Annotated in this window: 16 protein-coding genes and 1 tRNA gene; 12 read left to right on the top strand and 5 right to left on the bottom strand. The window is 66.0% G+C overall.

What is annotated here, in order from left to right; genetic code table 11:
* Positions 1-418: 418 nt before the first annotated feature.
* Both AC1DQJ_RS01315 and AC1DQJ_RS01320 read left to right on the top strand, forming a co-directional pair.
* A complete protein-coding gene (locus AC1DQJ_RS01315) occupies positions 419-2,332 on the top strand; it encodes a methyl-accepting chemotaxis protein (protein WP_477599485.1) in 1,914 nt (637 codons plus the stop codon).
* 138 nt (positions 2,333-2,470) lie between these two features.
* Positions 2,471-4,951 (top strand): hybrid sensor histidine kinase/response regulator, encoded by a 2,481-nt coding sequence (locus tag AC1DQJ_RS01320; RefSeq protein WP_477599487.1) that lies wholly within the window; start codon positions 2,471-2,473, stop codon positions 4,949-4,951.
* A 436-nt stretch (positions 4,952-5,387) separates the two neighbouring features.
* Here the strand turns inward: AC1DQJ_RS01320 and AC1DQJ_RS01325 are convergent.
* Together AC1DQJ_RS01325 and gph are read right to left on the bottom strand one after the other, a co-directional pair.
* Positions 5,388-5,462: transfer RNA gene (locus AC1DQJ_RS01325), tRNA-Val, on the bottom strand.
* Positions 5,463-5,489: 27 nt separating this feature from the next.
* Positions 5,490-6,251 (bottom strand): phosphoglycolate phosphatase, encoded by a 762-nt coding sequence (gph, locus tag AC1DQJ_RS01330; protein ID WP_477599731.1) that lies wholly within the window; start codon positions 6,249-6,251, stop codon positions 5,490-5,492.
* Here gph and glmU point away from each other — a divergent pair.
* The 8 genes from glmU to AC1DQJ_RS01370 all read left to right on the top strand — a co-directional run bounded on the left by glmU (position 6,250) and on the right by AC1DQJ_RS01370 (position 15,270).
* Entirely contained in the window at positions 6,250-7,635 is a 1,386-nt protein-coding gene (gene glmU, locus AC1DQJ_RS01335; protein ID WP_477599489.1) for a bifunctional UDP-N-acetylglucosamine diphosphorylase/glucosamine-1-phosphate N-acetyltransferase GlmU, read from the top strand. The two genes, gph and glmU, sit on opposite strands and share 2 nt — an antisense overlap.
* Positions 7,636-7,673: 38 nt before the next feature.
* Positions 7,674-8,363, top strand: coding sequence for a ribose-5-phosphate isomerase RpiA (rpiA, locus tag AC1DQJ_RS01340; RefSeq protein ID WP_477599491.1), 690 nt, complete (start codon positions 7,674-7,676; stop codon positions 8,361-8,363).
* A gap of 10 nt (positions 8,364-8,373) precedes the next feature.
* Positions 8,374-9,750 (top strand): glutathione-disulfide reductase, encoded by a 1,377-nt coding sequence (gene gor / locus AC1DQJ_RS01345; RefSeq protein WP_477599493.1) that lies wholly within the window; start codon positions 8,374-8,376, stop codon positions 9,748-9,750.
* On the top strand, positions 9,747-10,949 hold the full coding sequence (locus tag AC1DQJ_RS01350; protein WP_477599494.1) for an O-antigen ligase family protein: 1,203 nt from the start codon (positions 9,747-9,749) through the stop codon (positions 10,947-10,949). The genes gor and AC1DQJ_RS01350 overlap by 4 nt, the downstream gene beginning before the upstream one ends.
* Before the next feature lie 183 nt (positions 10,950-11,132).
* Positions 11,133-12,512, top strand: coding sequence for a class II 3-deoxy-7-phosphoheptulonate synthase (locus tag AC1DQJ_RS01355; protein ID WP_477599496.1), 1,380 nt, complete (start codon positions 11,133-11,135; stop codon positions 12,510-12,512).
* A 5-nt stretch (positions 12,513-12,517) separates the two neighbouring features.
* Entirely contained in the window at positions 12,518-13,327 is an 810-nt protein-coding gene (locus AC1DQJ_RS01360; protein WP_477599498.1) for a class I SAM-dependent methyltransferase, read from the top strand.
* A 102-nt stretch (positions 13,328-13,429) separates the two neighbouring features.
* Entirely contained in the window at positions 13,430-14,806 is a 1,377-nt protein-coding gene (locus tag AC1DQJ_RS01365; RefSeq protein ID WP_477599500.1) for an MATE family efflux transporter, read from the top strand.
* Positions 14,807-14,865: 59 nt separating this feature from the next.
* Entirely contained in the window at positions 14,866-15,270 is a 405-nt protein-coding gene (locus AC1DQJ_RS01370) for a VanZ family protein (protein WP_477599502.1), read from the top strand.
* Here AC1DQJ_RS01370 and AC1DQJ_RS01375 read toward each other — a convergent pair.
* Both AC1DQJ_RS01375 and AC1DQJ_RS01380 read right to left on the bottom strand, forming a co-directional pair.
* Positions 15,267-16,166: a cobalamin biosynthesis protein CbiG gene (locus tag AC1DQJ_RS01375; RefSeq protein WP_477599504.1), complete on the bottom strand. Its 900-nt coding sequence runs from the start codon at positions 16,164-16,166 to the stop codon at positions 15,267-15,269. The genes AC1DQJ_RS01370 and AC1DQJ_RS01375 overlap by 4 nt on opposite strands.
* A gap of 83 nt (positions 16,167-16,249) precedes the next feature.
* Positions 16,250-17,254, bottom strand: coding sequence for an NADP-dependent oxidoreductase (locus tag AC1DQJ_RS01380; protein WP_477599506.1), 1,005 nt, complete (start codon positions 17,252-17,254; stop codon positions 16,250-16,252).
* Between the two features lie 100 nt (positions 17,255-17,354).
* On the opposite strand from AC1DQJ_RS01380, the gene AC1DQJ_RS01385 reads away from it, so the two are divergent.
* Both AC1DQJ_RS01385 and AC1DQJ_RS01390 read left to right on the top strand, forming a co-directional pair.
* Positions 17,355-18,281, top strand: a complete 927-nt coding sequence (locus AC1DQJ_RS01385) for a Gfo/Idh/MocA family protein (RefSeq protein ID WP_477599508.1) — start codon at positions 17,355-17,357, stop codon at positions 18,279-18,281.
* Positions 18,282-18,320: 39 nt separating this feature from the next.
* The gene (locus AC1DQJ_RS01390) at positions 18,321-18,800 is read left to right on the top strand and encodes a glutathione peroxidase (protein ID WP_477599510.1); all 480 of its coding nucleotides are present in this window, start codon (positions 18,321-18,323) and stop codon (positions 18,798-18,800) included.
* Here the strand turns inward: AC1DQJ_RS01390 and AC1DQJ_RS01395 are convergent.
* Positions 18,784-19,077 carry an ASCH domain-containing protein gene (locus tag AC1DQJ_RS01395; protein ID WP_477599512.1) on the bottom strand — a complete coding sequence of 98 codons (294 nt, stop codon included), beginning with the start codon at positions 19,075-19,077 and terminating at the stop codon, positions 18,784-18,786. The genes AC1DQJ_RS01390 and AC1DQJ_RS01395 overlap by 17 nt on opposite strands.
* Positions 19,078-19,119 lie beyond the last annotated feature (42 nt).

Genomic DNA, 19,119 nt, shown 5'->3' on the forward strand with positions numbered 1-19,119 from the left:
AACTGGACTCCCTGTTGAGGTGCGGCCCACCAAGCGAGCAGACGCCATCTCACGTGCACGTCTCGGGCTGGTGCTCAGGCGTCAGAAAAGTAGCGACGCCCGCTCGCCCTCCGATTGACTATTATCATCCGCCTATTGGTGGCCTCGCGGCGGCGCCGGTCCGCATTGGCGTCGTGAGACGCATAGATACTTACCCCAGCGCCACCCTCGAGGGTGCAGAGATGATGTATATATCGCAGGGTATATATCGCGATGTATATTGCTGTTGGTATGTATATAATCTGGCGAAATCTAGATTGTGGAAATGGATAATTTGCACGTTAACCAATAATTATTATTACGATCTCAAGCATCCTGCCAAATGGCGGGGGAAAGCGCTTTCATGGCTTTGAGATTGCGGACGGGCGGGCGGCTGGCGGTGGGTTTCTCCGCCATCATTGCTGTGATGATTGTTGTCGTGGGAGTTGCTGCGCCCCGTATTCAAGGCGCGCTTCGAGCCGTGGCGCAGGGTGACGAGCTTCGTGCGCCGGTGGCCACGACCAGCTTGAAGCTGTCGATTGAAACTGTGGCCAGCGCCAATGCACTGCGCGGATACGTTATTACACGTGATCCAGGTATGCGTAAGAATTGGGAGGCGCAGTGGCAGCTCATCGATCGAGACTCTGCAATTCTCGAACAATTGGCGCCCCGCTTCACGAGCATCGAGAACAAGGAAGCGTGGCGAACCGTTTCGGCAACGCTACCCAAGCTCCGGGCGGCGCAGGCATCGGTCTTCACCATCGCCGACGCCGGTGATCAGGCGGCTTCGGTAGAAGCCCTGCAGACCCAAGTCCTTCCCTTGTTCCAGGTAACCCAGGTGCAGCTCGTGGGCGAAAGGGGCGACACAGGTTTGGCAGGGCGCCAGAGCGCCCTCCTCTCCTCTGATCTGAAGGACGCCCGCGCTAGAATGGAGCAGGCCCGTCTGGCCGTGTTCCTTGGACTTGCCGGTTTGGTGCTAGTGGCGAGTGTGATGGGATGGATGACCACCCGCAGCATCGTCGGTCCCCTGACCCAACTCAACGAGCTGCTGCGTGAGATGGCGCAGGGGCGTTTCGACGGAAAGGTCACCGGCACGCAGCGAAGCGACGAGATCGGTGATATCGCCCGCGCGGCAGAGGTGTTTCAGGAAAACGGGATCGCCCGCGCCGCATTGGAGGCCGAGGCTAGGGAATTTCAGGCCAAACTCGACGCCAAGCTGAAGGAGGTCGAGGCGGCATTTGAAGCTGCGGGCCAACAGCAGAAACTGGTCGTCCAGGCGATGGCCAAGCAGCTCTCCGTCCTGGCGCAGGGCGACCTCACCGCCAGGCTCTCGGAGGACGTGGCGGCGGAGTACGCTGAATTGAAGCGGGACTTCAATGCGGCGATTTCCAGCTTGGAGGAAATCGTCTCCGCAGTCGCCGTCACCACGGCCAGCATTGGCGCAAGTTCCGACGAGATGGCCCAAGCCTCAGACGACCTTTCGCGTCGCACAGAGCAGCAGGCTGCGGGACTTGAAGAGACAGCTGCGGCTCTCGACGAGATCACAGCTACCGTACGAGCTACGGCTGAGGGGGCGCATCATGCGAGCGTAACCGTGGCGGCGGCCAAGGCTGAAGCCAAGCGCTCTGGCGATGTGGTCGATCAGGCTGTCCGAGCCATGGGGGAGATCGAAAACTCTTCCCGTCAAATCAGCCAGATCATTGGGGTGATCGACGAGATCGCCTTCCAGACCAACCTCCTTGCGCTGAACGCTGGGGTCGAGGCCGCCCGAGCCGGCGACGCTGGTCGCGGCTTTGCAGTCGTGGCCTCAGAGGTCCGGGCGCTGGCTCAGCGCTCGGCAGAAGCGGCCAGGGAGATCAAGACGCTGATCGCGGCCTCATCCCAGCAGGTCGGGCAGGGCGTCAGCCTGGTCGGTGAAACTGGCAAGGCCCTGCAGTCCATCGTCACTCAGGTCGCTGAGATCGACACGGTGATTGCAACGATCTCAGCTTCCGCCCAGGAACAGGCGACCGGGCTCGCGCAGGTCAACGTTGCGGTCAACCAGATGGATCAGGTCGTGCAGCAGAACGCCGCCATGGTCGAGCAAGCAAGCGCCGCCACCCACTCCATGAAGGGTGAGGGAGGTGAGCTGATGCGACTCATCTCCAGGTTCAAAGTCGGCGGCCGCGCCAGGCCGGGCGCGGCTAGCAGAGCCGTCGGACCCAGGCTCGTTTCGGACGCCGCCGCAGCTAGGCCATCGCCCGCGCGGTTCTTGCGCCAGAAGGCGGCCGCCGCGCTTGGAGGCGTCGCCAACGACGGGTGGGAGGACTTTTGAACCTCGCCGCGACCGGAGCCTGAAGGGCTCAATGCCGCACCACGCGGGCCTCGCCTGCAAGGCCGCGAAGAGGGCGAGAACCAGCAGGCGCGGCCTTCGGCGTAGTGGCGAGGCCGACCGATTGTGGAGAGCCATGACATGCAATTGAATCTGCGCACTGGCGGTCGACTGGCGCTGGGCTTCTGCGCAATCGTCATCTTAATGGTGGTGACTGTGGGCGGCGTGTTGCCGCTCGTCCACGACTCGGTGCGGCGCGTGCGGCTGGGAGATGAACTCCGAGCGCCGACGGCCTTGGCTGCGTTGCGGCTTTCCAGCTCCACCGTGTCTTCGGCCAACGCCTTGCGTGGCTACATCATCACCCACGATCCATCGATGCGCCGTGAATGGGCCCGGCAGTGGGGGCGCATTGAGAAGCTGAGCACCGCCATGAACGCTCTTGCCCCTGGGCTCAGCAGTTCTGAGAGCCGCGCTGCATGGCATGAGCTCTCGGCGATCCTTCCCAGGCTCAAGGCCGCGCAGGCCGCCACCATTGACGCCGCCGATCAGGGCGATGCGGCGGCCGTGGAGAAGGTCTTTACAACCGACGTCCTGCCCCTGTTCCGGCGATCCCAGACCTTGTTGGTGGGGCAGTCTGGCGACGCTGGCCTAGCCGGCCGCCAGGGCGAGCTCCTCTCCTCGGATCTGCAGACTACCCGCCGAAAAATGCAATGGGTCGAGGCGCAAATCCTCCTGAGCCTCGCTGCTCTGGTTGGGCTCGCGGGCCTAGCGGGCTGGCTGACGACACGCAGCATCACGCGCCCCCTGAAACAACTCAACGTGGCTCTTCGTCAAATGGCTAAGGGCCAGTTCGATGTCGAAGTTTCAGGCGCCGATAGAGTCGATGAGATCGGTGATATCGCCAGATCCGCCGAGGTCTTCCGAGAAGATGGGATCGAGAGGCTCCGATTGGAGGCCCAAGCGGCTGAATTTCACAAACATCTTGAGGACAAGCTTAAGGAGGTGGAGGCGGCCTTCGAGGCCTCCGGCCGCGAGCAGAGGCTTGTCGTCGAGGCCGCGGCGCTAGCGGACATTCGAGCGGCCTTGGAGCGATCCGAACGCGCCGAACATAGCCTCCATGTCGCCGTGGAGATCGCCAATCTCCATGTCTATGAGGTCGATTTTGTCCAGCGCAGCTTGACCAACCTGGGCGGACCAGACTCGTTCCTTGGTCGCGGTCTGACCTTCGAAGAGTTTGCACGCGACCCATTCGCCTTGATCCATCCGCTTGACCGAGACGCAGGGATCGCTGCCTGGCAGGCCCATGACGAGTTGGGCCGACCCTTCAACATTGAGTGTCGGATCTACCGCGAGGACGCGGAGGAGGTTTGGGTGCGGTCCGCGGCATCACTGAAGCGGGACGCAAATGGCACGCCGCTGCGACTAATCGGCGCTCTGCAGGACATCACCAACCGCAAGCTCGCCGAGCTTGACCTAATAGCGGCTCGTGACGCCGCTCGGGCGGCGAACGATGCGAAATCCAGCTTCCTGGCCACGATGAGCCACGAAATTCGCACGCCACTGAATGGCATCCTGGGGATGGGAACGGTGCTGTCCAAAGAGGATCTGAGTGAGCGGCAGCAAGGGCAGGTGAAGGTCATCCTGCAGTCCGGTGCGATACTTCTCAGCTTGCTCGATGATCTTCTGGACATCTCGAAAATCGAGGCCGGCAAGCTGACCCTTGAGGGGGGGGAGGTCGATCTGGCTGAGATCGTTCGTTCAGCCGAAGCGGGCCTGACCGTCCTTGCTGCGGAAAAGGACGTGACGGTCTCATGTGTGATCAGCCACGATGCGGAAGGGTTCTTCCGTGGCGATCCCGTGCGAGTTCGGCAGATCGTGAACAATCTCTGCGCAAACGCCCTGAAATTCACCGACGAAGGTCAGATCACGCTCGAGGTCTCAAGCCACGATGAGAACCTCCGGTTGATCGTCCGCGACACGGGCATCGGCATCGCTGCGTCCAAGGTCGGCGAACTGTTCCAGAAGTTTACGCAAGCCGACCCCTCGATCACGCGCAAGTTCGGCGGCACAGGACTGGGGCTCGCCATTTCGCAGGAACTGGCGCGCCTGATGGGGGGCGAGATTACCCTGGAGAGCAAGGAAGGCGTAGGTTCAACCTTCACCGTCCGGCTGCCCCTAACCCGGCTGAGGTGCGGGCGCCCGGAGGTGTCTAGATCCGAGGTTGGAGGCGACGTTGAGTTGGAAGCTGCCGACGCGCTTCGCATCCTCATCGCCGAAGACAATCCGGTGAACCGCATCGTAATCCAAGCGATCCTCGAACAGGCCGGCGTAACGCCGGTTGTGGTCAACGATGGAAAAGAAGCTGTCGAGGCGTGGCGGACAGGGGTGTGGGATCTGATCCTCATGGATGTGCAGATGCCTGTCATGGATGGGATCACGGCAACGCGGCTCATTCGTGAGGAGGAGGTCGGCCGGAATGAATCTCCGACACCAATTCTCGCCCTCACAGCCAATGTGATGACACATCAGCAAGATTCATACAGGCAGGCCGGTATGGATGGCACGGTCGCAAAGCCCATCGACCCGGCAAAGCTGCTGGCCGCTATGCACTCGGTCCTGTGAGGATGGCCCGGTGGTCGTGCCGGCGCCGCCGCGGGCGGGGCGGACAGGCGCGACGTCGCCGATGAACTTCGCCTCGGTAGGTTTTGGTAAGGCGGGGTGTCGTCGCCAACCTAGTGGGAGCGCGACGAGCCGCGCCGCGGGAGACGGATTGGCCAACGCTCCCAGAGCGCGCTGCGGGCCGAACGTCGGTGGGAGCGCTTGGGGCCGGAGGGGCATCAACGCGCTGATCGGCCCATCAAGGGGCCGGCGAATCAACTCGCGCACTCCCAAGTAAGCGTCCTGAAACGCCCTGATTTCGGCTGACCCCTCGTGGAACGGTGAACCGAACCGTGAACACGCCTGCGCGGAGATTGCCCCCAATATGCCCCCAAATTGGCAGGCGGCCTGACAATTAAAAAGGGGTCAGTCCCTAGCGGCTTGAAATATAGGGGGAAAATGGTGGATGCGACAGGGATTGAACCTGTGACCCCCTCGGTGTGAACGAGGTGCTCTCCCGCTGAGCTACGCATCCGCCGCAAGAAGGGTGCGCCTATAGCCGCTAGCTTTGCGCCGGGCAAGCGGTGAGAAGCCGCACACACGCATTTGCCATCTGATCGAAGTGATCGACGAGGATGTCGGGCGCGAGATCGGCGGCGGGGACCTCAGTGTAGCCGAAGCTGACGAGCACCAGCGGAACCTTTGCCGCGCGGGCGGCGCCGGCGTCGGTCGAGGCGTCGCCGACCATCACCGCACGGTCGATGCGGCCGCCGGCGGCTTCGATCGTATGGATCAGGTGGCGTGCGTCGGGCTTGGGGGCGGGGGCGGAATCGGCCCCGACCACGGCGTCGAAAAACTGCGCCAGGTCCAGCTTCTCGAGAATCGGGACCGACAGGCCGGTAAGCTTGTTTGTGCAGACCGCAAGTCTGGCGCCGGCCGCCTTCATCTTCACAAGGCAGTCGACGACGCCGGGAAACGGCCGGGTCAGGTCGGCGCTGTGTTCGTTATAGTGGGCGATGAAGCGCTCGAAGAGCTCCGGCATGTGCTCGGCCGGGATTGGGCGCCCCTGGGCGGCGAAGCCGCGCTCGATCAGCCGCCGCGCGCCATGGCCGATGAAAGGCCGCGCTTCGTCGACCGGCAGGGGAGCAATCCCTTCCTGCGCCAGGATCACATTCAGCGTGCCGATGAGGTCCGGCGCGGAGTCGACGAGCGTCCCGTCGAGGTCAAAGGCGATGGTGGCTCCGGCAAGGGCCGCAAGGTCGCTCGTCTGGGTCAAGGAAAACGCTCCGTCGAAACCGCTCGCCGTTTCGGCTAAAGCCCGCATGATTGCAACATCACCCGACTCGCAAGGACGCTCCATGACCCCACGCGCCGCTGTGATTATGGCTGCCGGCCAGGGCACGCGCATGAAGTCGCCGATCCCCAAGGTGCTGCACAAGGTGGGCGGCCGCGCGATCCTCGACCGGGTGATCGACACGGTGCAGGCCAGCGGCTGCGAGCGCATAGTGGTGATCGTGGGTAATCACAGTCCTGGCGTGCGGGCCCTGGTCGAGACGCGGCTCGGCGCCGGCGCAGTGGCGGTGCAGGACCCGCCGCTGGGCACCGCCCACGCGGCGCTGGCGGCGCGTGAGGCGTTGGCCGATTTCGACGGCGACGTGCTGATCCTGAACGGCGACTGTCCGCTGCTGGAGGCCGGCGACCTGGAGCCGCTGTTCAAGTTGCGCGCCGCCGGGGTCGACATGGCCATGCTGGCGTTCGAGCCGGCCGATCCGTTGCTCTATGGGCGGGTGCTGCGCGGCGCCGACGGCCACGTGTTGCGCATCGTCGAGGCCAAGGAGGCGACGCCCGAGGAACTGGCTGTCAAGGTCTGCAATGCCGGCATGATGGCGGCCGACCGCCGCCGCATGTTCGACTGGCTGTCGCGGGTCACCAACGACAACGCCAAGGGCGAATACTATTTGACCGACACCGTGAAGATCGCGGTGGCCGAGGGCCGGCTCGTGAAGGCGGCCCTGGCGCCGGAGAGCGCCGTGATGGGCGCCGACACCGCCATGCAGCTGTCGCAGGCCGAGGCGCTCTTCCAACAGCGCCGCCGCGCCCACTTCCTGGCCGAAGGCGTGCAAATGCTGGCGCCCGACACCGTGCACTTCAGCTGGGACACCCAGATCGCCGCCGCGGCGATGATCGAGCAGTTCGTGGTCTTCGCGCCGGGCGTCAGCGTCGAGACCGGCGCGGTGATCCGCGCCTTCAGCCACCTGGAAGGCGCCAAGGTGAAGTCTGGGGCGCTGATCGGTCCCTATGCCCGCCTGCGGCCGGGCGCCGAAATCGGTGAGGACGCCCACATCGGCAACTTCGTCGAAGTGAAGAAGGTCAAGGTCGGCGCGGGCGCCAAGGCCAACCACTTGAGCTATCTGGGCGATGGCACCGTCGGGGCGAAGGCCAACATCGGGGCCGGCACGATTTTCTGCAACTATGATGGCTTCGACAAGTTCGACACCCACATCGGCGAGGGGGCCTTCGTCGGTTCCAATTCCTCTCTGGTGGCGCCCGTCAGCATCGGTGCGGGGGCCTATACCGGCTCGGGCTCGGTGATCACCCGTGACGTCGCGCCGGACGCCCTGGCGCTCGAGCGGGGCGCCCAGGTGGAGAAGGAAGGCTGGGCTGCGCGGTTCCGCGCCGCAAAACTGGCCAAAAGGGCGAAGAAATAACGTCGCGGCGGACCGCTGCTTCGCCTATGTGACGAGCCATGAGCACGAGCGCAGACGATCAGAAAAGGGCCGCCGGCGAAGCCGCCGCCGCCTACGTTGAAAACGGGATGACCGTGGGCCTGGGCACAGGGTCGACCGCCGCCTGGTTCGTGAAGGCGCTGGCCGCGCGCGGACTGGACATCATCGGGGTGCCGACCTCGCTGGCCACCGCCCAACTCGCCGAAAGCCTCGGCATCCGATTGGGCGAGCTCGGCGTGGTGAAGTCCATAGACCTTACCGTCGACGGCGCCGACGAGATCGGCCCGGCCTTGTCGCTGATCAAGGGCGGCGGGGCGGCCCTGCTGCGCGAGAAGCTGGTCTGGGAAGCCTCCAAGCGCTGCGTGGTGATCGCCGACGCGGAGAAGCGGGTCGCCAAGCTCGGCAAGTTCCCGCTGCCGATCGAGGTGGTGGCCTTCGGGCACGAGACAACCGCCCTGCGGATCTGCGACGCGCTGGCCGAGTGCGACCTGGGCGTCGCGCCGCGTCTGCGCCTCAAGGACGGGGTCCCAGTGAAGACTGACGGGGGCAACCTTATCTATGACGCAGCTTGCGGGCGCATCGAGGATCCCGCCCTGCTCGCCGACGCGCTGAAGAGCGTGACCGGCGTGGTCGATCATGGCCTGTTCCTCGATCTGGCTGATGTGGCTCTGGTGGGCACGCCCGACGGCGTCGTCACCCTCGAGCCTTAAGGAGTTTCCTGTGGCGAAGTACGACTACGACCTCTTCGTGATCGGGGCCGGTTCCGGGGGCGTGCGCGCCGGCCGGCTGGCGGCGATGAGCGGCGCCAAGGTCGCGCTGGCCGAGGAGCACCGCGTCGGCGGCACCTGCGTGATCCGCGGCTGCGTGCCGAAGAAGTTCATGGTCTACGCCTCGGAGTTCGCCCACCACGCCGAAATCTCGCAAGGTTACGGCTGGTCGCCCAGCGGCGCGGAGTTCGACTGGAAGCGCTTCCTGGATGCCAAGGACCGCGAGATTTCGCGGCTGTCGGGCATCTACGTCACCAACCTCAACAACGCGGGCGCCGAGGTGATCCACGCCAAGGCGCGGCTGCTCGACGCCCATTCGATCGAGCTGATCGGCAAGGGGACGGTCACCGCCGACAAGATCCTAATCGCCACCGGCGGGCGTCCCTGGAACCCGACTGACTTCCCGGGCAACGAGAACATCATCACCTCGGAAGAGGCCTTCCATCTCCCCGAGCTGCCCAAGCGGATCATGATCGCCGGCGGTGGCTACATCGCCGTGGAGTTCGCCGGCATCTTCGCGGGCCTGGGCGTGGACACTACCCTGGTCTATCGCGGCCCCAATCTGCTGCGCGGCTTCGACGATGACGTGCGCTCTCACGTCACCGAGGAAATGAAGAAGCGCGGCGTGAAGATCGTGCTCGGCTGCCAGCACGAGAGCATTGAGAAGACTGAGCACGGCCTGATCAACCACATGACCAGCTGCGGCGACATCGAGACCGACCTGGTCATGTTCGCCACGGGCCGCAAACCGTATGTCGACGGGCTGGGCCTGGAGACCGCCGGGGTGACGCTCAACGAGGCCGGGGCCATCGCGGTCGACAAGTTCTCGAAGACCAATGTCGACAACATCTGGGCCGTGGGTGACGTCACGGACCGCATCAACCTGACGCCGGTGGCGATCCGCGAGGGCGCGGCCTTCGCCCAGACCGAGTTCTATAAGAACCCGACCACCTTCGATCACGACATGGTCGCCTCGGCGGTGTTCTCGCAGCCACCGGTCGGCTCCGTGGGCCTGTCGGAGGCTGACGCCCGCCATCAGCACGGCAAGGTCGACATCTACCGCTCGGTGTTCCGGCCGATGAAGACGACCTTCTACGGCGGCGAGGAACGCTGCCTGATCAAGTTGGTGGTCGAGGAGTCCACGCAAAGGATCCTCGGCTGCCACGTGGTCGGACCCGACGCGCCGGAGATCATCCAGATGGCGGCGGTCGCCCTGAAGATGGGCGTGACCAAGCAGGAGTGGGACTCCACCTGCGCCGTCCACCCGACCCTGGCTGAGGAACTGGTCACCATGCGCGACAAGTACGTGCCGCAGGGTACGGCGGCGTGACGACCACGCCGGCGCAGCTCGCGGATGACCAGGCGAGCGTCGCCTGGTTCGGCTGGGTGTTGGGCTTCGCCTTCATCCTGACGCCGCTGCTGGGCTGGCTTTCACCGCTGGGGTTCGCGCCGCTGGCTGGGCTTTGCGGCCTGCTGTCGCTGCGTGCGCTGCGGATCGGGGAACAGGACCGTCCGGCCGCCATTGCGGTGCTGGTCCTGGTCTCCTGGGGTGTGGCCTCGGTGGCCTGGAGCCCGTTCACCCCGACCAAGTTCGAGAACGCCACCGCGATGAAGCTGGTGGTGCAGGCGGCGCTCTATTGGGCGCTGTTCCGCGCAGCGGGCGCGATGACCTCCGGGACCCGGCGCGTGGCGCTGCAACTGTTGGCGTGGGGCTGCGCGTTGCTGGGCCTGATGCTGGTGACCGAAGCAGCGACCGGCGCGGGGGTCTATCAGGCGCTTCGGGAAGGCATCGGCGATCCGATCCGCCCGGACCTGGCGATCAAGAATATCGCCCAGGGCGGGTTCGTGCTGGCCGTGTTCGCGCCTGCCGCGGCGGTGGCGGGTTGGCGGACGGGCGGCGGCATCTGGCCAGGCGTGCTGATCGCAGCAGGCGTCGTCGCAGCGAGCGTCGGCTTGGCGGCGGACGCGCCGATCATCGCCCTCGTTGGAAGCGTAATCACCGCTGCGGCGACCTATCGATGGCCGGTGGTCGCGCCACGGATCGTGGCGAGCTTGACGGCGATCTACTTCCTGGGCGCGCCCTGGGCGGTGTGGGCGACGCGCAAGCTGGGCTGGTACCAGGCTCTCGAAGCGCAGCTCCCGCTTTCCTGGTCGATGCGCCTGAGTTACTGGCGCCATGCCGCCGACTGGATCGGCGACCATCCATTCCGCGGCTGGGGGATGGACGCGAGCCGGATGTTCGCTCCGGGCATCAAACTGCATCCTCACAGCGGCGGCCTGCAGATATGGCTGGAACTTGGCCTGATCGGCGCCATGGCCGCGGCGGTGTTCTGGGGCGTCGTCATCGCCAGTCAGAGCGCGAAGGAGCGGGACTTGGGTCGCGCCACGGCGGTGGCGACGGCAACCGCTTATTTGACGTTCTGCGCCGTGTCGTTCGGCGTCTGGCAGGAATGGTGGCTGGCCTTGGGCGCGCTGGCAGCTGCGGCCTGCCTAGCCGTGCAGCGCCAGGGACCGTTCGAAAACGACTAGGCGAGGGGCAAAACCTTCCCTTCGTCATCGACTGCACGATCATTCTGGGGTTAGAAGCGCCCCCAGCCTTTCATTCGGGAAGGCTGAAAAATCACAAATAGAGCGTGATGGCCGCCGAACCCGGTTCCCATTCTCGGCTATCATGCTCTGTAGCCCGCCGGTACGCGGGCGCGGAGTTGAGCCATGACCGAGCACTGGACGCCTGCCTCCTGGAGGAACAAGCCCGCCAAGCATCTGCCGACCGACTATCCGGATCTGGCTGAGCTGACCAAGGTGGAACAGGTGCTGCGCGGGATGCCGCCGCTGGTGTTCGCCGGCGAGGCGCGGCGGCTGAAGAGCCTGCTGGGCGAAGTAGCCGAGGGGCGCGCCTTCCTGCTGCAGGGCGGCGACTGCGCGGAGAGCTTCAAGGAGTTCCACGCCGACAATATTCGCGACACCTTCCGGCTGATCCTGCAGATGGCGGTGGTGCTGACCTTCGCCGGCGGCAAGCCGGTGGTGAAGGTCGGGCGCATGGCCGGCCAGTTCGCCAAGCCACGCTCCTCGCCGGTCGAGACCATCGATGGCGTCGAGCTGCCGTCCTATCGCGGCGACATCATCAACGGCATGGAGTTCGAGGAAGGCGCGCGCAGGCCCGACCCGCAGCGCCTGCTGCAGGCCTATGGGCAGTCCGCCTCGACCCTGAACCTGCTGCGCGCCTTTGCCGGCGGCGGCTATGCCGACCTCTACAACATTCACCGCTGGACCCTGGGCTTCGTCGCCGACAGCCCGCAAGGCGCCAAGTACCGCGAGCTCTCGGAAAAGATCAGCGAAGCGCTGACCTTCATGGCCGCCATCGGCGTGACCCCAGACAGCCAGCCCGACCTGCATCGGGTGGAGTTCTTCACCAGCCACGAAGCGCTGCTGCTGGGCTTCGAAGAGGCGATGACCCGCGTCGATTCCACTTCGGGCGAGTGGTACGACACCTCGGCCCACCTGGTTTGGATCGGTGAGCGCACCCGCCAGCTTGACGGCGCGCACGTGGAGTTCTTCCGCGGCATCAAGAACCCGATCGGCGTGAAGTGCGGCCCGACCATGGAGCCGGACGACCTGCTGCGCCTGATCGACGTCCTGAACCCGAAAAACGAGCCGGGCCGGCTGACGCTCTACGGCCGCTTCGGCCACGACAAGATCGCCGAGCGCCTGCCGCGTCTGCTGCAGGCGACCAAGAAGTCTGGGCGCTCGGTGGTTTGGGCCATCGACCCGATGCACGGCAACACCCTGACCGCCGCCAACGGCTACAAGACCCGGCCGTTCGACCGGATTCTGTCCGAAGTGAAGAGCTTCGTGCAGATCGCCGAGTCCGAAGGCGTGCACCCGGGCGGCGTGCACCTGGAAATGACCGGCCAGAACGTCACCGAGTGCCTCGGTGGGGCCCGCGCCCTCAGCGAGGGCGACCTCGCCGATCGCTATCACACGCACTGCGATCCGCGTCTAAACGGCGAGCAGGCGCTGGAACTTGCCTTCCTGGTGGCCGAGAAGCTCAAGGAAGAGCGGCTCGAAGCGGCGCTGCGCGCGGCGGTCTGACCGTCGTGGCCGGCCTGGCGCGGTCGGCGGGACGGACGGCGTTCGGGGGAGATCCGAGCGGCTACCACGCTGCTCGGCCGTACTATCCGGAATGGGTCTACGAGATCTTGCGCGAACGCTGCGACCTGCGAGCCGGCGCGGCGGTGTTCGAGGTCGGGGCCGGGACGGGCACGGCGAGCGAGCGGTTGCTTGAACTTGGCGCCGCGCCATTGGTGGCGATCGAGCCTGACGCGCGGCTGGCCAGGCACCTGAGAGGCCGGATCGCTTCTCCCGAGCTTGAGATCCGCGTCGAAGCCTTTGAAGACACTGAGCTTCCCGAGGGGACGTTCGATCTTGGCGTTGCCGCGACCTCATTCCACTGGGTCGAGCCGGGCAGGGGCCTGGCCCAGGTCGGGCGGTTGCTGAGACCGGGCGGCTGGTGGGCGATGGTCTGGAACGTCTTCGGCGACGAGACGCGGCCCGATCCCTTTCATGACGCGACGCAGCGCCTACTGGGCGACAGCGCGAGCCCCTCGGCCGGCGCGGCCGGCGGTCCGCCCCATGCGCTCGACGAAGTTCGGCGGCGGGCTGAGCTGGAGGCGGCGGACGTGTTCGAGGCGATCGGCTATGAAGCGTGGCCCTGGACGCTGGTGCTCGACCCGGACGGGGTGCGGGCGCTTTACGGCACCTATTCCGAGGTGAATCAGCATGAACCTGCTGATCGCGAACGGTTGCTGGACGCCCTGGCGCAGATCGCCGAGCGCGAGTTCGGCGGGCGCGTAGAGCGCAACATGGTCACCGCCCTGCACACGGCTCGCCGCCGGCTTGTGCCTTAGGAGCCACCCGGCGCCTGGAAAAGCGGCGCCGGGGAAACCCCGCCCTTGCCGTGCGCGGGGCAAGGCGTCACTTTCCGCGCTTCTTTGAAAACCGGTGAGACCATGGCCGATCCGGCCCAGGCGGCCCTTCCCTCGGGAGGGCGCGAAATTAGCGTTGTCCGCACGGAAACCGCGGAGCTGTGGAAGCTCTCCTGGCCGGTGGTGCTGTCGCGCCTGGGCATCATGGTCATGGGCCTGTCCGACGCCATCGTCGTCGGGCGCTTCTCGGCCACCCAGCTTGGCTATCACGCCCTGGCCTGGGCGCCGACCAGCGTGGTGGTGACCATGGCGGTGGGCCTGTTGACCGGCGTGCAGGTGATGACCGCCCGGCGGATCGGGCAGGGCAAGCGCGAGCTGACCGGCGCGGTGTTGCGCCGCGGCCTGGCCTACAGCTTCTGGATCGGCGTCATCTCGATGGCGGTGACTTTGCTAGCCGGTCCGAGCTTCCTGCACGTCATCGGCCTTGAGAAGGATCTCGCCGACGGCGCAGCGCGGGCGATGCTGATCTTCGCTCTGTCGTTGCCTGGCTACGCCTTCAGCGTCGCCGCCAGCTTCTGGCTGGAGGGGCTGGGCAAGCCCAAGCCCGGCGCGGTGATGATGTGGCTGGCCAACGGCGTGAACCTGCTGCTGCTGCTCCTGCTGGTCCCGGGAACGCTCGGCCTTCCCGCCATGGGCGCGGTCGGCGGCGCCTGGGCGACCACCGGGGCGCGGACCTTCCTGGCGATCGTCATGCTGGCCTACATCTGGCGGATGCCCGAGGCGAAGGCGTTGGGCGTGTTCGACAAGCCCGAGCGCGACCAGCCCGCGGAGGCCGAGCAGCGCCGGATCGGCTACGGCGCCGGGGCGTCCAATTTCTTCGAAGTCGCGGCCTTCGCCTCGATGAACATCTTCGCCGGCTGGATGGGCGGACTGACCGTCGCCGCCTGGGCGGTGGTGCTGAACGTAGCGGCGATCATCTTCATGGTGCCGCTGGGTCTATCGACCGGGACGGCGGTGATGGTCGGCCGCGCCTATGGCGCCCGCGACGCGCATGGTGTGACCCGGGCCGGCCTGATCGGCTTCGCGATGACCGCGGCGTTTGGGCTGGTGATCTCGCTGGTGATCTGGCCGAGCGCCGGTTTCATCAGCCAAGCCTACACCTCCGACAAAGCTGTGATCGCCATGGCGTCCGCGGCGCTTGTGCTGTCGTGCCTGTTCTTCCTGGTCGATGCGCTGCAGGTGGTGATCGCCCAGGCGCTACGGGCCCGGGGCGACGTCTGGCTGCCGACCTTCACCCACCTGACCAGCTACGTGCTGGTGATGATGCCGCTGGCGTGGTGGCTGGCGATCCGCATGGAGTTGGGCCTCGACGGTATCGTCTGGGCGGTGGTCGCGGCATCGTTCCTGTCGGCTGGCCTGCTGGGCTCGCGGTTCTGGCAGCTCTCGCGGCGCGGGTTGTAGTTCAACTATTTTCGCGTCGGTGAACGGTCGATTCACGCTGATCTGCGAGGGTCCGCGCCATGTCGATCTCGACCAAGACCGCTGCCCGCTTCCTACTGATCGCCGCCGCCCTGGTGTGCGCGATCGGCATGGTCGGACCATTCCAGGGCGTGGAGAAGAACTTCGTCCCGGCCGACAAGGCCGCGCACTTCATCGCCTTCTACGGCCTGACCGCGCTGATGATGGCGGCGTTCCCGAGGAACCGGCGGCTTGAGATCGCCCTGGCGGCGGTAATGCTGGGCGCGTCCATCGAAATCGCCCAGATCTTCACCCATCGCGGGGTCAGCGCCAGCGACCTGGCCGCCGACGCGGCCGGAGCCTTCGCGGTCTGGGTTCCGATGTGGCTGCAATCGCTGCGCAGCGCGCCGATCGTCGAGCGCCGCGCCGGGGCCGGTGCGCGCGCCGCGAGAAAGGTGGAGGCCTAGGCCTCCACGCCCAGGATCCAGCCTTCCTCGGTCTCGGCGTCGAGGATGACGTCGGCCGCCGCGGATTTGGCGGCGAAGATCGCCCCCAGCTTGCCGGTCTCGTCGAGCCGCGCGAAGTGTTCGGCGGTGACACGCACCTGCACCTGGTCCTTGATCTCGCCGGGCTGAGGCTGGGCCTTGTAGAGCGAGGGATAGACCTCGGCGACCACCACCTCGACGCCGGCCAGATCGGCCTCGGTCAGCGCCTTGAAGCCGGTTTCGAACGGCCAGACCTTCACGCCCTCGCCACGGGCGAGCTTGAGGCGGCGCGCGGCCGGGATGCCGAGGATCGCCTGACCGCCGACCGATCCGTTGTAGTAGAGCTTCCAGATTGACGCCGCGCCCTTGGCCGCCAGGTCCGCGTGCCGGAACTCGGGCAGGTCGTCGGGGCCATGGGCCCGCTGGCGCTTGGGCTGCAGCGTGGTCAGGGCGTCCTTCGGCGGGCAACCCCAGAATGGGAACGGTCCGCCGGTCAGCCGCCGGTTGATCTCCGAGCCGACCCCGAACCGGTTGTTGGTGTTGTCGGCCTTGTCCTTGACCATCTTGTCGAGCTGGTCCCAGACCGCGCGCCAGGCCGGCTCGCCCGGCAGGTTGAGGCCCTTGGCGAGACCGCGCGGGAAGCCCAGCGGGAAATCGAAGCCGACCAGGGCGCGCTCGCCGCGCTTTTTAAAGTCGTCGAGGATGTCGGCGAGCTTCTTCTCGGCCTCGGCGCGAGTGGCCGGATTGAAGGCTTCGAAGGTCAGGCGGAAGCGCAGGTCGCGCTTGAGCACGCCGATCCAAACGGAATCCGGACCGGTGGCCGGCTTGGCCGCAGCACTCCAGTCGACGATCACATAGGCGCTGAAGAGGCGGGACACGGGAAACTCCGAGAAGATCTGACCTTTGGCTTGTAGCGGCTCGCCGGCGGCCGGCCAACGCCCGAAGCGCGGCCGGGCGCGCTCTAGCTCAGCTTGACCAGCATCTTGCCGAAGTTCTCGCCGGAGAAGAGCTTCAGGAAGGCCTCGGGCGCGCGCTCGATGCCCTCGATCACGGTCTCGCGCCACTTGAGCTGGCCGGCGGCGTGCCACTCGGCCAGGTCGTGGTGGAAGGCGGGAAGCAGGTCGTAGTGGCGGGAGACGATGAAGCCCTCCATGCGGATCTGCTTACCGACCGCCAGGGCGATGTTGCGCGGACCGGGCGGCGGCGTGGTGGCGTTGTACAACGAGATCATGCCGCACAGTGCGAAGCGGGCGAACGGGCGGGCCGAGTTCAGCGCCGCCTCCAGATGCTCGCCGCCGACATTGTCGAAATAGACGTCGACGCCTTCCGGCGCGGCCGCCTCCAGCGCCCTGATCAGATCGGGGACAGCCTTGTAGTCGATGGCTTCGTCCACCCCGAGCTCGTCCTTCAAGAAGGCGATCTTCTCCGGCCCGCCCGCCGAACCGATGACCTTGTGGCCCTTCAGCTTGGCGATCTGGCAGACCATCGAGCCGACAGCACCGGAGGCGGCGGAGACGAAGACCACGTCGCCTTCCTTCAAGGCGGCGACCCGCAGCAGTCCGGCATAGGCGGTCATGCCCGGCATGCCGACCGCACCGAGGAACGCCTGGGGCGGCAATCCCATGGTGTCGAGCTTCTGGACCATTGAGCCCTGGGCGGTGAAGGCCTCGCGCCAGCCGTAGTTGGACTGCACCAGATCGCCAGGAAGCAGTGACGGATCGTTGGAGGCGACGACCGTGCCGACCGCCCCGCCGTGCATGGCTTCGCCGAGCGCAAACGGCGGGGAGTAGCTCTTCGCGTCATTCATGCGCCCGCGCATGTAGGGATCGACAGTCATCCAGTCGTTGCGGACCTGAATTTCGCCGGGCGCGAGCCGGTGCAGGGGCACGCTGACGATCTCGAAATTCTCGGCGGTCGGCAGGCCGATCGGGCGGCTCTTCAGGCGGACTTCGCGCGATATGGTCATCAGCGGTCTCCCCAAAACAAATGTTAGGCCTGCGGCGCCGGTGGCGTCGAGTGGGGGTTACGTGTAAGCGGCGCGCTTACGAAGGAATGGAGGCGAGTCCATGGGAGAACCCCTGAAGGGCGGCGTGATCGGCGCCGGGGTCTTTGGCGGCCACCATGCGCGCAAGTACGTCGCCGCGCCGGGCGCCGTGTTGTCGGCGGTGTTCGACAGCCACCACCCGGACCGCGCCGCGGCCCTGGCCGTGCCGCTGGGCGGGCGCGCCTTCCACAAGCTGGAGGAGTTCCTCGAGGCGGTCGACGTGGTCACCGTCGCCTCGCCGGCCAGCGTCCATGTCGAGGGCGCGCTGGCGGCGCTCAAGGCCGGCAAACCGGTCTATATCGAAAAGCCCATCGCCATCAGCCTGGCCGATGCTGACAAGATCATGGCCGAGGCGGCCAAGCAGAAGTTGATGGTGGCCTGCGGACACCAGGAGCGCGTGGTGTTCCAGGCCATGGGCCTGTTCGACATCCCCGAGCAGCCGCTGCGCCTGGAGTCGATCCGCCACGGCACGCCCTCGGAGCGCAGCCTCGACGTGTCAGTCGTGCTGGACCTGATGATCCACGACCTCGACCTGTCGCTTTCGCTCTCCGCAGCTCAGCCGCTGGCGGTGGAAGGCGAGGGGAAAGTCGATTTCTCGGGTGGCTGGGACCAGGCGCGCGCCGAAATCACCTTCGACGATGGCTTCACGGCCCTGTTCGACGCCTCGCGCATGGCGCTGGAGCGCAAGCGCAGCATGAAACTGGTCTATCCGTCCGGCGAGGTCGAGATCGACTTCATTAGCCGCAAGTTCCGCAACACTACGGGCTTTCCGCTCAATCCCGACTATGCGGACACCCCGGCGGTCAAGGACACGCTGCAGACCAGCGTCGACGCCTTTCTGGCCGCGGTGCGCGGTCAGTCGCCGCGCCCGATAGTGACGGCAGACGAAGCGGCCCGCGCGCTAGATTTGGCGCTGGCCGTCGAACAGGCTCTAGAGGATCGCGGCTAGCAGAGTTAGGCTACGCCAACCCAGCGGTGGAGTACGGCCATGACCAAGTTCGCCTACGACTTTGAGTTCCACACCATCGACGGCGGCCACCTGCCGCTCGAGACTTATCGGGACAAGGTCGTGCTGGTGGTGAACACGGCCTCCCAGTGCGGGCTGACGCCGCAGTACGAAGGGCTCGAGAAGCTCTATTCGGACTATCGCGAGCAGGGTCTGGTGGTGCTGGGCGTGCCTTGCAACCAGTTCGCCGGCCAGGAGCCGGGGACGGAAGCCGAGATCAAGGACTTCTGCGAGACCAAGTTCAACATCGACTTCCCGCTGACCGCCAAGGCCGACGTGAAGGGCGACAGCGCCCACCCGTTCTACAAGTGGGCCAAGGAAGTGCTGGGCGAGACGGCTGAGCCTGTATGGAACTTCCACAAGATCCTGGTCGGCAAGGACGGCAAGCTCATCCGGGCGTTTGGTCCGCGGACCGAGCCGCTGGACGACGAAGTGGTCGGCGCGATCAAGGCCGCGCTTTAGGCACGTAGCGAAACTCCACCATGAACACCCGCTCGCCGCGACCGTGGCGGGCGATCGTCATCAGGTCGTCGAGGTCGGCGAAGCCGGAACTGCGCGCCAGTTCCGGCGTGACGTCGATAAGGTCGATCTCGCACAGTCGCGTCACCTCCACGTGGCCGTCGCCGAGCGCATAGCATCCGCCGAGCCGCACGCGCGGCGACTGCCAGATACGGATGCTGCAGGTGACATCGCCGCGCATGATCGGTTCGCGAAGTCGCAGGGTGAAGCTCAGTCCCATGGGGCCAATGCTCCTGTGAGGACCTGGACGCGTCAATGAAGG

The organism is Phenylobacterium sp. P4_E10 (assembly GCF_056401675.1).

Bases quoted from the DNA above. Each gene is read 5' to 3' on its own strand.
- AC1DQJ_RS01355 (WP_477599496.1), top strand. From the start codon at position 11,133: ATGACCGAGCACTGGACGCCTGCCTCCTGGAGGAACAAGCCCGCCAAG.
- AC1DQJ_RS01385 (WP_477599508.1), top strand. From the start codon at position 17,355: ATGGGAGAACCCCTGAAGGGCGGCGTGATCGGCGCCGGGGTCTTTGGC.
- glmU (WP_477599489.1), top strand. From the start codon at position 6,250: ATGATTGCAACATCACCCGACTCGCAAGGACGCTCCATGACCCCACGC.
- AC1DQJ_RS01390 (WP_477599510.1), top strand. From the start codon at position 18,321: ATGACCAAGTTCGCCTACGACTTTGAGTTCCACACCATCGACGGCGGC.
- AC1DQJ_RS01365 (WP_477599500.1), top strand. From the start codon at position 13,430: ATGGCCGATCCGGCCCAGGCGGCCCTTCCCTCGGGAGGGCGCGAAATT.
- rpiA (WP_477599491.1), top strand. From the start codon at position 7,674: ATGAGCACGAGCGCAGACGATCAGAAAAGGGCCGCCGGCGAAGCCGCC.
- AC1DQJ_RS01380 (WP_477599506.1), bottom strand. From the start codon at position 17,254: ATGACCATATCGCGCGAAGTCCGCCTGAAGAGCCGCCCGATCGGCCTG.
- AC1DQJ_RS01320 (WP_477599487.1), top strand. From the start codon at position 2,471: ATGCAATTGAATCTGCGCACTGGCGGTCGACTGGCGCTGGGCTTCTGC.
- gph (WP_477599731.1), bottom strand. From the start codon at position 6,251: ATGCGGGCTTTAGCCGAAACGGCGAGCGGTTTCGACGGAGCGTTTTCC.
- AC1DQJ_RS01395 (WP_477599512.1), bottom strand. From the start codon at position 19,077: ATGGGACTGAGCTTCACCCTGCGACTTCGCGAACCGATCATGCGCGGC.
- AC1DQJ_RS01370 (WP_477599502.1), top strand. From the start codon at position 14,866: ATGTCGATCTCGACCAAGACCGCTGCCCGCTTCCTACTGATCGCCGCC.